Below are 14,920 nucleotides of genomic sequence, written 5' to 3'. Positions count from 1 at the left end.
GATGACAGAAGGAAAAAGCATAAACTTGCTAAAGGCAGCAAAAGAACTTAACATTGGGATAGGTACGGCTGTTGACTTCTTGGTGAAAAAAGGGTTTGATGTAGAATCAAAACCCAGTACTAAGTTGTCTCCAGACATGTATACTGTCCTTCTAAAAGAATTTCAAGGAGACAAAATCGTAAAAGACGAAGCGAAACAAATTGTTATCGGTAAAATTCGTCGTGACGAGTCGGCTGCTGGAACAGGTGGAGCGAATCCTACGGAATCTAGAGAAGATATTCAAGACGAAGACAATACAACCTCTAAAGAAGTTCTTATTAAGGATACAGGTTCTACTCCGACATCTGAAGCTACAGAGCCCGTAGAGGAAAAACCAACAGCTAAAGAAAAAGAGGAGAGTTCCAGTCCTTTAAAAGTCGTTGGAAAAATTGATTTAGATAGCCTTAAACGTGGTAAACCTAAGAAAGAGTCTGAAAAAGAGGAAGTAACACAAGAAACATCCCCCAAGACAGTAGAATCAGAAACCAAACCTGTTGAACAGGAGGTGAAGAAAGAGGAGGAGGTTAAACCTGTTGTGGAACAGCCGAAAGCTGAAATACCTGCACAGGAAATTAAACCTAAACAAGAGGACAAAGAGGAGCTGCAGCCGAAGGAGGAGCAAAAACAAGAAATAAAAGCAGAGCCTACGGCTAACATGAATAAAGAAAATCAAGAAATTAAACCTCCGGTAAAAGAAGAACAAAAACCTGCTGTATCCGAAGAATCTCACAAAGATGTGATACGTGCACGTTCGGAGACACTAAGCGGACCTAAAGTAGTTGGTAAAATTCAACTTCCTGTGGAGCGTAAACCCATTGCTTCGTCTTCGGGGCCCTCGCATAGCAATGATAACAAGCGTAAACGCAAACGTTCGAATAAGAACACGCCTATTAATCCAAATGCGGTAGCCGGACAAAGAGGCACGAATGAAGGCAACGTTAATACCAACCGGGAAGGTAATGCTAATCGCGGCGGTGGTTTCAATAAAGCTGGAGGACAGCAAACCGGTGGTTATAGGCAAGGACAAGGAGGCCAACAACAAGGACATGGAAAGGGGCGTCATGACCATAGAGGAAAAGGACGTCATCAGGAAACGCCGAAAGAGGAACCTTCAGAAAAAGAAATCCAAGATCAAATTAAGGCAACGCTTGCCCGTTTAAGTGGTGCTGGTAAATCAGGTAAATTTGCACAACGTGCCAAATTACGGAGACAAAAGCGTGATGATATAGCACTTTCTGCGGAAGAGGCAGCAATGGAGGAAGCGGCACAATCCAAAATCCTACGCGTTACGGAGTTTGTAACTGCGAATGAGCTCGCAAACTTAATGGATGTACAAGTAACACAAGTCATCTCGACCTGTATGAGTTTGGGGATGTTTGTGTCGATCAATCAACGTCTAGATGCAGAAACCTTATCGATCGTTGCTGAAGAGTTTGGATATCAAGTAGAGTTTATTAAGCCAGAGGATGAGGAAATTACAGAACTAGAAGAACCGGATACTGAGGCAAACTTAATTCCTCGTGCGCCGATTGTAACAGTAATGGGGCACGTCGACCATGGTAAAACTTCTTTATTAGATTATATTCGTAAGGCGAATGTAACCAAAGGTGAAGCCGGAGGTATTACACAGCACATCGGTGCATATGCAGTGAAGTTAGAAGATGATCGTAAAATTACGTTTTTGGATACTCCGGGTCATGAGGCTTTTACAGCGATGCGTGCACGTGGGGCGAAAGTGACGGATATTGTTATTATCGTTATTGCTGCGGATGATGCTGTCATGCCACAAACGAAAGAAGCAATCAACCATGCACAAGCGGCTGGAGTTCCGATTGTTTTCGCTTTTACAAAAGTAGATAAACCTGGCGCTAACGCGGATAGAATACGGGAGCAATTATCCGGTATGAACATCTTAGTCGAAGACTGGGGCGGCAAGTATCAAGCACAGGAAATATCAGCAAAAACAGGAGAAAACGTCGACTTATTATTAGAGAAGGTTGTTTTGGAGGCGGAATTATTGGAGTTAAAAGCTGACCCTAAAAAGCGTGCTGTTGGTTCCGTTATTGAATCAGCTTTAGATAAAGGTAGGGGTATCGTTACGACAGTATTGATACAAGCCGGTACACTGCGTATTGGAGATCCGATCCTTGCAGGTTCGCATTCTGGTAAGGTAAAAGCGCTTACGAATGAGCGCGGTGAACGTGTGAAAGAAGCTGGGCCATCCGTACCTGTACAGATATTAGGTATGTCTGGCGCACCGACCGCGGGAGATAAACTCTATGTAATGGAAAGTGAGTCTGAAGCGCGTCAGGTAGCTAACAAACGCCTACAATTGCAACGTGAGCAAGGTATGCGTGCTACTAAACACATTACGTTGGATGAAATTGGCCGTCGTTTAGCTATCGGTAATTTTAAAGAACTGAATGTTATCGTCAAAGGTGATGTGGATGGTTCGATTGAAGCACTGTCCGACTCCCTATTGAAATTGTCGACTGATGAAATTCAGGTAAATATTATACACAAATCAGTGGGAGCTATTTCTGAGTCTGACGTACTATTGGCGTCTGCTTCGGATGCCATTATCATCGGTTTCCAGGTGCGACCAACACAAGGTGCTAAGAAGTTAGCAGAACATGAGCAAATTGATATTCGTTTGTATTCTATTATTTACGATGCAATCGAAGAATTGAAATCTGCAATGGAAGGTATGTTGGCGCCGAAATTTGAAGAGAAAATTGTGGCAGAAGTTGAAATCCGTGAGACATTCAAAATATCTAAAGTGGGTACCATCGCCGGATGTATGGTTCGCGAAGGTAAGATAAACCGTAACAATGATATCCGTGTTATCCGGGATGGTGTTGTTATCCATACAGGTAAATTAGCTTCATTGAAACGTTTTAAAGACGATGTCAAGGAAGTATCACAAGGGTATGAATGTGGACTGAATATCGATCGCTTCAATGATATACAAGTGGGCGATATTGTGGAAGCCTATGAGCAAGTAGAAGTTAAACGTAAACTTTAATCGTATTACGTATTACGTATTAATAATATAATCCCGGCAAGCTTTGTCGGGATTTTTTATATCCTATAGGTGCTATCTATTTGTCTAGTTTCAAGAATTACGCTATTTTTATAACATGCACAAATTTGAGATTTCCAATATTATATATCAACCCAATGATACCGTTACGTTAATATTTAAAGACTTATTCGGCAACTACCCAAAACCCAAAGCAGGTCAATTTCTGACTGTCTCTTTCACATTCGGAGAAAGAGAAGTAAGGAGATCTTATTCCTTTAGTAGCTCACCTGATGTAGATGAGCCGCTAGCCATTACCGTAAAAAGGGTAGACAATGGAGAGATTTCCCGTCTGCTCCATCACCAAACAAGGATAGGTGATATTATTGACGTATTGGAACCGCAAGGGCTATTCTGTTATGAGCCTCAAAAGGATATAGAACGTACTGTATTTCTTTTTGCTGCAGGTGTTGGAATAACGCCGCTTTATTCTATTTTGAAAACGGTGTTGGTTAGAGAAGATAAAACCAAAGTAATTCTGGTGTATAGCAATAGGTCAATGGAAAGCACGGTGTTTTACGAGGAATTGCTGGATTGGCAAAAGCAGTATCCTGACCGTTTGGAAATTGTATGGATATTTTCCAGTTCAAAGAATCTTTTGCATGCACGACTAAATAGAGAGTATCTTCTTCGTATTGTACAGAAACATATGCCAGAACACGGCAACGTATTGTTTTTTACTTGTGGCCCCGTTTTTTATATGGACTTAGTACGTTTTACTTTGTTGGGTATGGGGATTCCGGATAGCCATATAAGGAAAGAAACATTTCATTTCCCCGAAGAGGAAGAAGATGATGATGAAAAGGAAGAGGAACCTATAGATATGACTCCTTATGATATTAAACTTCGTTTTCAGGGAGAGGAATATGATTTAACCATTCCGTACAATAAGACAGTATTAGATGTGGGATTGGAGCATAAAATCAAGCTGCCATATTCCTGCAAATCTGGTATGTGTAGTACTTGTATATCACAGTGTACGATGGGCAGTGTGCGTATGGATTACAACGAGGTGCTGACGGATAGGGAAGTGGAAAATGGCCGTTGTTTAATTTGCGTATCTCATCCTTTAGAAGAAGGTACCGTGATTGAGGTAATGTGAGGTAAATAAGATTAGAAAACTCGCTTCCCATATACAACCACATGTCTATCGTCAAATAGCGTTGTGAAATATAGATAGTCCTCGCCGCCTTCTTTAATCTTGAACTTCTTACGGAGATCTTCTACTTTTAATGGGAAGTTTTTGCTAATGATATTAGCTTTTGTAATATCAACGTTCTTTTTAAAAACCGAAAATGAAACCACCCGATGGATACGAAAGATGCGTCCTGGGAATTCTCTAATGAGGTCATAGCTAGTATACAGATGGCTGTGCTGATGTAGTTTCTGTAGATGGAAGACGGTAGCTATAGACTTAAAAGCACCAGCTTTTGTAATAGCTACATCGGGATCGTATAAAAAGTTTGTGGGTTCTCCGAATACAGGAGCTGCTTCCTTTTCCTGTACATAATTAAAAGAGAAGAGCTGTGGTACTTCTGTCGATAGCCGCACAGCGTGAATAGTGGGAATACCCTGAAAGGATTTCTCTTGGACGAACAGCAATTCCTTACAATCGTTTTCTATACTGATAACATATACGTCTTTAACATTTGGCAGTACGTGTAATGCCCCCGAGATATCGAGCAGTGGGGCTAATTTGGTAACGAGTATATCCGAGTGTTGGAAAAATAACGATTGAGAGGCCAGTATATTAGGCTCGCAATCCTCCAAACGAAAAACCTTTTGGTTTTTCACTCTTCGGGAGGGATCGGCATAAATGTAATCATATCGCTCATGAGATGAGATCAAGAGAGCAATCCCGTCTCCGGCGTGGAATTGGATGTTGTTTAAGCCTAATTCGCCGAGGTTGTATGCTACGATTTGTGATAATTCCCGATTGATTTCACAATGTAACACCTTGTTGGCCTGTTTCGCGAAATAATAACTGTCTACACCAAATCCCCCCGTTAAGTCTAACACGTTACTGTTCGGTGAAAGGAGGGAGGCTTTAAACTTTCCGGTTCTCGCAGAAGAAGATTGCTCGAGATTCAGTTTCTCGGGAAAATATAATACTTTGCTTCGTTCCAACCATTCGGGTATTTTAGTGCTAACTTTCTGCCAGCCGTTTATCTGCTGGGCAAGCTCAGATGACGACACCTGTCCAAACGGACTTTTTTTCAAAGCGATACCGCTTGCGTTCTCGTGTGCATGCTGACGGATAAAAGACTGGACTTCTGGTGATAGAATGTTTTTGTTCATTACTTATCATTCTTATAAATCCTTAACTAATAATTGACAAGTATAGCTATCTTTAAGCTCTCGGATAATTTTTTTATTTACCAATACGCGGTCGATGGTCTCTTGATTGAAATAACGAATAGTAATAAGTTCCAAGCCCTTTTCAACACTCACCTTATAGCGTTTTTCAAGTTCTTCCAATAATGTTGCCACATTAGATCCGGTATCATCGATGCTGACACAGAAGCTTATAGCACTGTTGTGCATCATATTGATTTTGATACGGTGGCTATGGAAGAGGTTGAATATATGGCTCAAGTTATCCTCCACAATAAAAGAAAAATCTCGAGGCTGTATGTTCACGAAAACCTGATTAACCTTGAAAATAAAAGAGGGTATAGGCAATCCGTCATTCGTCGTGCGGATAAGTGTTCCCGGCTCTTCAGGACGAACAAAAGAACGCACATTCAATGTAATTTTCTTATTCTGTAAAGGTTTAATTGTCTTTGGGTGAATAACGGTCGCGCCGTAGTACGTAAGCTCAATGGCATCAGTGTATGATAATTCTGGAATGAGTTCCGTCGGGTTAAACCATTTGGGATCTGCATTAAGCACGCCTGGTACATCTTTCCATATAGTCACATTATCCGCCTGTAGGCAGGCTGCGAATATAGCCGCAGTGTAGTCGGAACCTTCGCGACCCAATGTTGTTGTGAAGTTTTCGGAGGTGGAACCGATGAAACCCTGTGTGATAATAATTTGCTCATCGAGTATCGTAGGCAGCTCCCTGCGGATTTTATCTTCCGTTTTTTGCCAGTCTACTTCCGCTTCCCGATAGGTATTGTCCGTAAAAATGTAGTCACGGGCATCTATCCATTTGATGGGTAGCCCCGTATGGACACAGTAGGCCGCAAGTATTTTGGAAGAAACAATTTCGCCGGTAGAGACTATCTGGTCATGTAGGTAGTCATATGAATCTTGCGGTTCTTCTTCCAATATCCATTCAATTTCTACGAAGCAATTTGCAATTTCATCAAATATAGGATGACGCGATGTTCCAAAAAGATCCGTTAAAATCTGTTGGTGTGCATTTTTTATTTTTTCCAACAGGCCAAAAGCTTGTCCTGTTTCGTCAATAAAATGTTGGGTAACTTCGGTTAGCGCATTAGTAGTTTTGCCAAGTGCAGAAACTACAACGAGTAATTCCCCCCTCTTATATTTTGTAATAATATGTGCTACATTTCGTATGCTGTCCGCATCTTTTACCGATGCTCCGCCAAATTTAAATACTTGCATTAAAACGTTTTTTATTCATAGTTCGTGACTCGTGATTCGTGCCCCGTCATAAATTACTCTTAACTGCCTACTGATTGCCGTTAATTGATTACTGTTTATTGATTACTGCCAACAATCTCTTGCCCTTTGTCGTCATCACATCTTCCAATGCGCTATATGGAATAATGAGCGTTGTAGGTCCCTCCGCGTATGATTTTATTTCGTACGGGTTGTAGTGAAATAAAAGACCCGTCGGTGTCATACCAAAGTTGTCTGCAAGTTTAAAGGTTTCGTCTTCAAAAAAATAAGCACTCCCATAAGAACTGGTATCGCTCAATTGTTCCTGTTTTCTGAAATAGTCTTCTGCAATTTGCCGCAAAGCAAGCGTATCTTGAAAAAGATCGTTCAAGTAAAGCTTTCTTTTATTTTGTATGTCGTAGCTGGACCAGATTTCAATTTCTATTCCATGTGCACCTCCGGTATATTCACTGATGATGTTCTTTAAGGTAAGAAAACCGGATACATTCAAAACAACTTCACAAGCTTGGTCTCTAAACCAAGCATGAAAAGCCTGATTCTCACTTTCTATTTGCTCTTCTGCATATTCATTAAACCCACCTAGAAAGCTTTCTGCTACTTGGCTTGCATTATACTCTCCATCGACAAAGATCGCATCTCGAACCAAGGAATCAATTTCCGGAGAAAACACAGGATAACGTGCTGCATAAAATGTCGTATCTATGGTTGTTTCGTCTCCGGAGAAATAAGGACTTATTTCTTTGAAAACCTCCATGTGATAACCCAACGTATCGTTTGACGATGGATGCGTATCTTCTTGTACAGATGTATTTCCCGTTTGTTTATTCCCATTGACGCAGCTCAAGGTAAACAATAAGATACCCAATCCAACGCTATATATTAACTTTCTTTTCATCAATCGCTAAATGCAGTTCGTTCCCTATACCTCTTATTTTTCAATCTTTGTTTTTGTAATGCTTAATAACACGTTTGCCGAATATAGTACTTCCCAAACGAACCATATTTGCACCTTTTTCTATAGCCAGACTATAGTCTGATGACATACCCATGGACAGTGTGCTAAAAGTGTCTTCCTTACGAAAGAAGCTTGCCTTTATGCCGTCAAACAACATTTTTAGTTCATAAAACTCTTCCTTGATAACCTTTTCGTTTTCTGTGTTCGTTGCGATTCCCATGAGTCCACGGACACGTATATGCTCTAAACTTTGAAAGTCATCACTACGCAGCATTTCGATAAGCTCCGCATGATCGAAGCCGAATTTGTTTGCTTCATCTGCAATGTACACTTGTAGAAGACAATCGATGGTTCGGTGGTGTTTGCCTGCATGTTTATCAATTTCTTTTAAAACTTTTAAAGAATCAACAGACTGTATCATGGATACAAAAGGAGCGATGTATTTTATCTTATTTGTCTGAAGATGCCCTACAAGATGCCATTCAATATCTTTAGGTAAAGCTTCATATTTCTCTACCATCTCCTGTACCATATTTTCGCCAAATATGCGTTGTCCTGCCTCATAAGCTTCCATGATTTCTTCATTCGATTTCGTCTTGGAAACGGCAACAAGTGTGACACCGATGGGTTTGAGGTCGATTTGTAAAGATTCAATATTTGTTGCAATACTCATTTTGGTGTAATTTCAAACGTTCAGAAACTGAAAAAAGCTGTTATTATAATGCCTTTTTGTAATTTTGTACAAACTTACGAAATGCAGCGCTTAATACTTATTATATTGTCGTCGTTTTTTTTGATGATTTCCTGTGATAGATCGAAGCCGAAAGGAACTCTTTCGGAAAAGACAATGATAGACTTGTTGACAGATGTACACTTGGTGGATGGCTATTTGAACACGTTGCCTGTAGATAGCACGCGTAAAGTTATCGATGGGCTGTATGAAGAGGTATTTGAAAAGTATGGTATTGATTCGGTTAAATTTAAGGAAAATATAACCTATTATTTAGGTAATCCTATAGCTTCTAAGGAACTATATGTGGAGGTAACGAAAAAATTAAACGCCTATGAGGACGATTACCGCCGAACGGATTCTTTAAAAAATGCACGGGTTTCAGACAGTATACGTGTCGTCCAACGATATGAACGTTTAAAAGAGTCTGCTCGTAGATTAATTCTGGATGTACACGTGGATACGATCCCGCTGACATATCGCGTTCATCAAAAAGATTTTATGGAAGGCACCGAACTGTATGCTATTCAAACGTATCAACCGACAATTCAACCTTCTGCATCCAAAAAAACAGATGACCCGAACGCGGAAGCATCGGAAAAATCTCAGGTGGATTCTAATGCCGTATCTGTTGAACAGAAACCAGCTACTACATCCCGACGAGTCCGGCCGACTCCAGTTCAAAGCCCCGTACCACAAAAAGTAGAAGCGAAGCCGCTTGAAAATTAAGGAATTTATGATTTTCCCAAAAAATGCAATAGATAAACTAGGTTTTATTGAGATTAAAGACCTAATAAAAGATAAATGTTTAAGTGAATCCGGGAAAGAGATGGTGGAGAGAATCCAACCTCAGGTGAAACTTGAACAAATAGATAGATTTCTTCGTCAAACACAGGAGTTTAAAGATTTGCTGATTAATGATGCTCCACTTCCTGTAGACCACTTGTATCCTATAAAACCGCTGGCGGAAAAAGCCCGCGTAGAAGGTTCTTTTTTAGCAGAGGAGGAATTTCATCGCATTTTGCTTTCACTGCGTACAGTGTATGCTGTTATTCGTTATTTCAATGATCGGGAAGGACAATATGTACATTTGGAGCTGCTATTTGAACATCTGCCTATCGAAACGAAAATTATCCGACAGATTGAAGCGGTGATAGACGACCGAGGAAAAATGAAAGATAATGCGTCTCGCTTGTTGCTGGATTTGACACAACAGATACTTAAAAGCGAACAGGAAGCCCGTAAGCGTATTGACCAGGTATTTAAGCAAGCACAAAATAATGGTTGGACAGCGGATGGGAACTTGACAATCAGGGATGGCCGTTTGTGTATTCCTATACTCGCCGAAAATAAGCGTAAACTTAAGGGCTTTATACACGATGAATCTGCTACTGGACAAACGGCTTATATAGAGCCGGAAGAGGTCTTTCATCTTAATAATAAAGTGAGGGATTTAGCATTTGAGCGTAGGCGGGAAGTTATCCGTATATTAACGGAACTGACCACTGAACTGCGTCCACATGTTCCGTTATTATTAGCGTATCATGGATTATTGAGCAAGCTAGATTTTGTTAGAGCGAAAGCGTTGTTTGCCATTGACATGGAAGCTGAGATGCCTGAATTGTCAAAAGAGGCAGAGATTAATCTGGTCAATGCGAGGCATCCATTATTGTTAATAAATGCACGTAAAGAAAACCATCCGCCTGTCGTTCCTTTAAATATCAAAATCGATAAAGAAGACCGTGTCATTCTGGTGTCGGGACCAAATGCAGGAGGTAAATCGGTCTGCATGAAAACTGTCGGTCTACTGCAACTTATGGTACAATCGGGATTGCTCATTCCAGCAGAGGTTACCTCTAAATTAGGTGTTTTTCGACAGATATTTGCCGATATAGGCGATGACCAATCCATCGAAAGCGACTTAAGTACATATAGCGCTCACCTTTCAAAAATGAAGCACTTCACCGAATTTGCAAACGCAAGAACACTCGTGTTGATTGACGAGTTTGGTACGGGGACGGATCCATTATTTGGAGGGCCGATTGCCGAAGCAGTGTTGGAAGTCCTGAACAAAAAAGAGGTGCGTGGCGTCATAACAACTCACTATTCTAATCTTAAAGTATTTGCGAGTAATACCGCAGGTTTAGAAAATGCTTCAATGCTATTCGATAACGTCGCAATGCGTCCGCTATATATATTACAAGTAGGAAAGCCGGGGAGTTCGTACGCATTTGAAATTGCACAGAAAATTGGCTTGAATAAAGAAATTTTACATGCTGCAAAAGACAAAATAGGTACCCGTCAAAAGAAAGTTGATACCTTATTAGTTGACTTAGAACGTGATAAAAAGGAAATATACGACACGAAGACCGCTATCGCGATGCGGGAACGCGAGTTAGAAAGGTTGAAGATTGAATACGAAAGCTTGCAGGGATACCTGGAAGAAAATAAGAAGCAAATCATCCGGGAAGCGAAAGAAGAGGCTCGTCAAATTCTAAAGAGTGCTAATAAACTAATTGAGAATACGGTTGCGGAGATTAAATCGGTACAAGCGGACAAAGACAAGACAAAGGAAATACGACGTCGCCTACATGCCGAAGTGGACAAGCACACGGAGAAGAAGCCTGTCGCTAAACAGGTAGCCATTGCGGAGGTTGATGTGTCCATTAAAGTAGGAGACTGGGTGAAGATTTTGGATGCAGATACAGAAGCTCAGGTCATCGAAGTTTCGAAAGGCAATAATCTGATTTTGGCACTTGGAGAGTTGCGTACGGTTGTTAAGAAAAATAAGGTAGTTAAATTGCAGGGAAAGGAAAAAGCGAAAGTAATCAAGAAACATAAAACTATTTCCACGGAATCGGCTGCGGATTTTCAACCAGAACTTGACGTAAGAGGAATGCGGACAGAAGATGCTTTACGTCAGTTGGAGACGGTGTTAGATCGTGCCGTAATGATTGGTTATCCTTCGTTGAAGATTTTGCACGGCAGGGGAGACGGTATCCTCCGGAAATTTATTCGTGATTATCTACGGAAATATAGCCATGTATCCCATTTTGAAGATGAGCATGCCGACCGAGGTGGCGATGGTATTACGTACGCTTATATTCAGTAGAGGGAGGGCTTCGCTTAGCCCAAATTATTAAACGAATACACGTAATCTAATGAAATAATGGCGTCATTAGCGCGGCGAATATTTTTTTGCGTACCCGTTATCTCATAAACGACGGTCAGGTGCTCTCCTTTTTTCTCTACGCCTTTACGTTGAGGCTTTACTTTATGTTCTTTCATAAAGTTTTCAAATTCACCTAAATGGGATACTTCAATTTTTTGGAAAGTGACATGGATAGTTCGTATAAAATAAATGTTGGCAAGCAGGTTTTCCATCTTTTGGAACAGGGAAAGAATAACTACCATACAAAAAGTGAGAACAAATCCGAGCGCATAATTCTCGAAGCCAATCATCATACCTACCCCTGCCATAGACCAGATGACAGCGGCTGTTGTCAATCCTTGTACCGTAAACTTACCTTGGTAAATGACCCCTGCACCGAGAAAGCCAATTCCCGTAACAATATTCGCCGCTATACGATCGTCAGAGATATTTCCCATACGAGAAGTTAGGGTGAAGATGGTGGATCCTAAACAAATAAGGATGATGGTGCGGAAGCCCGCGGATTTATTCTTGAATTCACGTTCAAAGCCTACTACGGCACCACATAAAATGGATATTAATACACTCTGGATAGGAACGTCTTCTAGCCACTCAAACATATCATATTATCAATTAATATTAACTGCCGTTATCATGCATTGATAGTATAACGGTTTTCATACTCAGAAAGTTTAACGTTTTTATATTTAGAAATTCGGTTTCATTAAATATTTGTCGTAGAAACGGAAGATATGATCAGCAGCTTCTTCTGCGGTATCTACAAAGCGATAAAGTTTCAAGTCTTCTTCGGAAATATAGGCATTACCGAGCATGGAATGCTCAATCCAATCAAATAATCCTTTCCAATATTCAATTCCAACCAACACGATTGGGAAGCGGGCGATTTTTCCGGTTTGGATTAAGGTGATGGCCTCAAAGAGTTCGTCCATCGTACCAAAACCTCCTGGCATCACGATATACCCTTGCGAATATTTGGTAAACATGACTTTGCGCACGAAGAAATAATTGAATTCTAGTAACTTGTCTCGGTCTATATACTTGTTGTGAAATTGCTCAAAAGGCAACTCGATATTAAGCCCGACCGATTTGCCACCTGCTTCGTGGGCACCTTTGTTGGCAGCTTCCATAATCCCGGGGCCGCCACCGGAAATCACACCATATCCCTTGTCGGCAAGCAAACGCGCTATTTCGACAGTAATTTCATAATATTTGTGATCGGTTTTGGTTCTTGCGGAGCCAAATATAGATACACAGGGACCTATTTTAGCTAATTTTTCAAAACCATCAACAAACTCTGCCATGATTTTGAAAATCTGCCAAGAGTCTTTTACTTTTATTTCTTGCCAGGTTTTATTGGCAAATGATCTTCTTATTTTGTCTTCTTTAACCATATACATGATTCAACTTGTTGAGATTTCCAAGATAGGGATTTTTTTGTTTATTTTTGTGCATGCATTTTTCGTCGCGACTTTTAGAACAGGCAGTAGATGAATTTGGGCGTTTGCCCGGAATTGGAAAAAAAACCGCTTTACGTCTGGTGCTGCATTTGTTGAAACAATCAAATAGCGATGTAAGCCGTTTCACCCATTCTATAGATCAACTTAAAGAACAGATACGTTATTGTAAAACCTGTTTTAATATTTCTGATCACGAAGTATGTGAAATCTGTACTTCCGTAAAACGGGATCATGCGACAATCTGTGTGGTGGAGGATACACGGGATGTGATGGCCATCGAGAACACCAATCAATATCAAGGTGTTTATCATGTACTCGGTGGACTTATTTCGCCGATGGATGGGGTGGGACCTTCCGATTTAAAGATAGATGTATTAGTGGAGCGATTGAAGAAAGGTGAAGTCCGCGAGATTATTTTAGCGCTTAGTGCAACAATGGAAGGGGATACCACTATTTTCTATTTGTACAGAAAATTAAAGGATTTTGATGTACAGATTAGCACGATAGCAAGAGGTATTGCTTTTGGCGGAGAATTGGAATACGTCGACGAAATCACGTTGGGGCGATCCATTGCCACCCGCGTACCTTATGAAAGAAATATAGGATAAGATTATCTATACTATACTACAATTTCTTCAATATCCAGGAGAAACCAATGCTGGTGAAAACCAATACACCAGCGGTACCAAACCATAAGATTTGATAACCGAAATGTTCCGCAACGTATGTGCCTAGATAAGGTGAGAAAATATTCGCAGCAGCAAATGCCAATGAATTGAATCCCATATAAGCACCTTGTGTATTTGGTGTAGCGCGCGATGCGCTGATGGTTGCTGTGAAGGGTAGTGTAAGCATTTCGCCAACACAAAGGATAAACATCGCACCATATAACCAGGCAATGCCAAAGGGGAAAGTGAGCATAAAATATGAAGCTCCTGCCATTGCCGTCCCGAAAATCATGACCTGCCGAGGGGTGAAGCGACGTTCGACACCGTGCACCAACAACATCTCAAATACAACGATACTAAAACCGTTGAAGCCTAAAAGTATACCAATTTGTACTTCGGTAAGCTGAATAACTTCCTTATAATACAAAGGTAGGGTGCTCAATAGTTGAAAGAACGCCATAGAAAATAAACAGCAGAAGACGTTGAAGATGATAAAAGGTATATCTAAATAAGCATTCCTGTCGTTTTTTGTTAATATTTTTTCTTCTTTTCGTTGTGTGCGTATAGCAGAACGCGGTTTGCGGTTCCGGAAAAAGATAAGAAAGACAACTGCCGCCGATACAGCAGCAATAGCATTCCCATAGAAGATCCAGCTATAGGAAATCATGGCTAAAAATCCACCCAACGCAGGGCCTACAGAAAAACCGAGGTTGACCGCCATGCGGTTGAGAGAGTATGCTTTTGTCAAATTTTCTGGTTTAGCATACCGAGCCACGGCAACGGAGTTGGCAGGACGAAATGTGTCAGCGATAAGCGTCAATAGGAAAATCATGCCCGCTAGACTCTCAAAAGTTCTGAATTGAGGCAGTATAATAAAGATCGGAACGGTGAGTAATAAGCTTATCGCTTGTACACGGAAATTGCCAAATCGGTCTGTCAACCAACCACCCAGCCATGAACCACATACGGAACCTAGTCCAAAGCAACCTAATACCATTCCGACTTGTGCTTTGCTGAAGTGCAGTTCCGAAGCCATATACATGCTCAAGAATGGAATTACCATAGAACCTGTCCGGTTAATAAGCATCACAAGTGCCAACAGCCAGGCTTCAGTAGATAAACCCCGATACGAGTTTACATAGAGTTGTACTAATTTTTTCAAGTTGCTAAGGAATGTATAAAAATAAAACGGACACTTTTAAAGCGTCCGTCCTATAACTTTTTAT

The 14,920-nt window shown here is 40.8% G+C and carries 12 protein-coding genes; 5 read left to right on the top strand and 7 right to left on the bottom strand.

Translation table 11 applies throughout. From position 1 onward, the window contains the following. Position 1: 1 nt before the first annotated feature. Together infB and H8B21_RS12810 are read left to right on the top strand one after the other, a co-directional pair. Positions 2-3,064, top strand: coding sequence for a translation initiation factor IF-2 (infB, locus tag H8B21_RS12815; protein ID WP_190314177.1), 3,063 nt, complete (start codon positions 2-4; stop codon positions 3,062-3,064). A gap of 115 nt (positions 3,065-3,179) precedes the next feature. Next, positions 3,180-4,223: a ferredoxin--NADP reductase gene (locus H8B21_RS12810; RefSeq protein ID WP_190314176.1), complete on the top strand. Its 1,044-nt coding sequence runs from the start codon at positions 3,180-3,182 to the stop codon at positions 4,221-4,223. 11 nt (positions 4,224-4,234) lie between these two features. Here H8B21_RS12810 and H8B21_RS12805 read toward each other — a convergent pair whose 3' ends face one another. The 4 genes from H8B21_RS12805 to H8B21_RS12790 form a co-directional block, all read right to left on the bottom strand. Beyond that, positions 4,235-5,419 (bottom strand): class I SAM-dependent methyltransferase, encoded by a 1,185-nt coding sequence (locus H8B21_RS12805; protein ID WP_190314175.1) that lies wholly within the window; start codon positions 5,417-5,419, stop codon positions 4,235-4,237. A 12-nt stretch (positions 5,420-5,431) separates the two neighbouring features. Continuing rightward, positions 5,432-6,694 carry an aspartate kinase gene (locus H8B21_RS12800; RefSeq protein WP_190314174.1) on the bottom strand — a complete coding sequence of 421 codons (1,263 nt, stop codon included), beginning with the start codon at positions 6,692-6,694 and terminating at the stop codon, positions 5,432-5,434. Positions 6,695-6,782: 88 nt separating this feature from the next. Further along, entirely contained in the window at positions 6,783-7,607 is an 825-nt protein-coding gene (locus tag H8B21_RS12795) for a DUF3298 and DUF4163 domain-containing protein (RefSeq protein ID WP_190314173.1), read from the bottom strand. Between the two features lie 40 nt (positions 7,608-7,647). Then, on the bottom strand, positions 7,648-8,340 hold the full coding sequence (locus tag H8B21_RS12790; RefSeq protein WP_190314172.1) for a YggS family pyridoxal phosphate-dependent enzyme: 693 nt from the start codon (positions 8,338-8,340) through the stop codon (positions 7,648-7,650). Between the two features lie 48 nt (positions 8,341-8,388). On the opposite strand from H8B21_RS12790, the gene H8B21_RS12785 reads away from it, so the two are divergent. Both H8B21_RS12785 and H8B21_RS12780 read left to right on the top strand, forming a co-directional pair. After that, entirely contained in the window at positions 8,389-9,126 is a 738-nt protein-coding gene (locus H8B21_RS12785) for a DUF4296 domain-containing protein (protein ID WP_317170394.1), read from the top strand. A gap of 7 nt (positions 9,127-9,133) precedes the next feature. Then, entirely contained in the window at positions 9,134-11,509 is a 2,376-nt protein-coding gene (locus H8B21_RS12780) for an endonuclease MutS2 (RefSeq protein ID WP_190314170.1), read from the top strand. A 14-nt stretch (positions 11,510-11,523) separates the two neighbouring features. Here the strand turns inward: H8B21_RS12780 and H8B21_RS12775 are convergent, their stop codons facing one another. Beyond that, the gene (locus tag H8B21_RS12775) at positions 11,524-12,168 is read right to left on the bottom strand and encodes an MgtC/SapB family protein (RefSeq protein ID WP_190314169.1); all 645 of its coding nucleotides are present in this window, start codon (positions 12,166-12,168) and stop codon (positions 11,524-11,526) included. 87 nt (positions 12,169-12,255) lie between these two features. After that, entirely contained in the window at positions 12,256-12,960 is a 705-nt protein-coding gene (locus H8B21_RS12770) for an LOG family protein (RefSeq protein ID WP_190314779.1), read from the bottom strand. Positions 12,961-13,019: 59 nt separating this feature from the next. On the opposite strand from H8B21_RS12770, the gene recR reads away from it, so the two are divergent. Continuing rightward, positions 13,020-13,634 carry a recombination mediator RecR gene (recR, locus tag H8B21_RS12765; protein ID WP_190314168.1) on the top strand — a complete coding sequence of 205 codons (615 nt, stop codon included), beginning with the start codon at positions 13,020-13,022 and terminating at the stop codon, positions 13,632-13,634. Between the two features lie 16 nt (positions 13,635-13,650). On the opposite strand, the gene H8B21_RS12760 is transcribed toward recR, so the two are convergent. Then, positions 13,651-14,856, bottom strand: coding sequence for an MDR family MFS transporter (locus H8B21_RS12760; RefSeq protein ID WP_190314167.1), 1,206 nt, complete (start codon positions 14,854-14,856; stop codon positions 13,651-13,653). Positions 14,857-14,920: the final 64 nt, after the last annotated feature.

Source organism: Sphingobacterium chuzhouense (assembly GCF_014692525.1).
GTDB classification, from domain to species: Bacteria; Bacteroidota; Bacteroidia; order Sphingobacteriales; family Sphingobacteriaceae; genus Sphingobacterium; species Sphingobacterium chuzhouense.
This window is presented reverse-complemented; position numbering and strand designations above follow the sequence as displayed.

Coding starts and splice junctions, on each gene's coding strand:
- infB (WP_190314177.1), top strand. CDS start 2: ATGACAGAAGGAAAAAGCATAAACTTGCTAAAGGCAGCAAAAGAACTT.
- H8B21_RS12810 (WP_190314176.1), top strand. CDS start 3,180: ATGCACAAATTTGAGATTTCCAATATTATATATCAACCCAATGATACC.
- H8B21_RS12805 (WP_190314175.1), bottom strand. CDS start 5,419: ATGAACAAAAACATTCTATCACCAGAAGTCCAGTCTTTTATCCGTCAG.
- H8B21_RS12800 (WP_190314174.1), bottom strand. CDS start 6,694: ATGCAAGTATTTAAATTTGGCGGAGCATCGGTAAAAGATGCGGACAGC.
- H8B21_RS12795 (WP_190314173.1), bottom strand. CDS start 7,607: ATGAAAAGAAAGTTAATATATAGCGTTGGATTGGGTATCTTATTGTTT.
- H8B21_RS12790 (WP_190314172.1), bottom strand. CDS start 8,340: ATGAGTATTGCAACAAATATTGAATCTTTACAAATCGACCTCAAACCC.
- H8B21_RS12785 (WP_317170394.1), top strand. CDS start 8,389: ATGCCTTTTTGTAATTTTGTACAAACTTACGAAATGCAGCGCTTAATA.
- H8B21_RS12780 (WP_190314170.1), top strand. CDS start 9,134: ATGATTTTCCCAAAAAATGCAATAGATAAACTAGGTTTTATTGAGATT.
- H8B21_RS12775 (WP_190314169.1), bottom strand. CDS start 12,168: ATGTTTGAGTGGCTAGAAGACGTTCCTATCCAGAGTGTATTAATATCC.
- H8B21_RS12770 (WP_190314779.1), bottom strand. CDS start 12,960: ATGGTTAAAGAAGACAAAATAAGAAGATCATTTGCCAATAAAACCTGG.
- recR (WP_190314168.1), top strand. CDS start 13,020: ATGCATTTTTCGTCGCGACTTTTAGAACAGGCAGTAGATGAATTTGGG.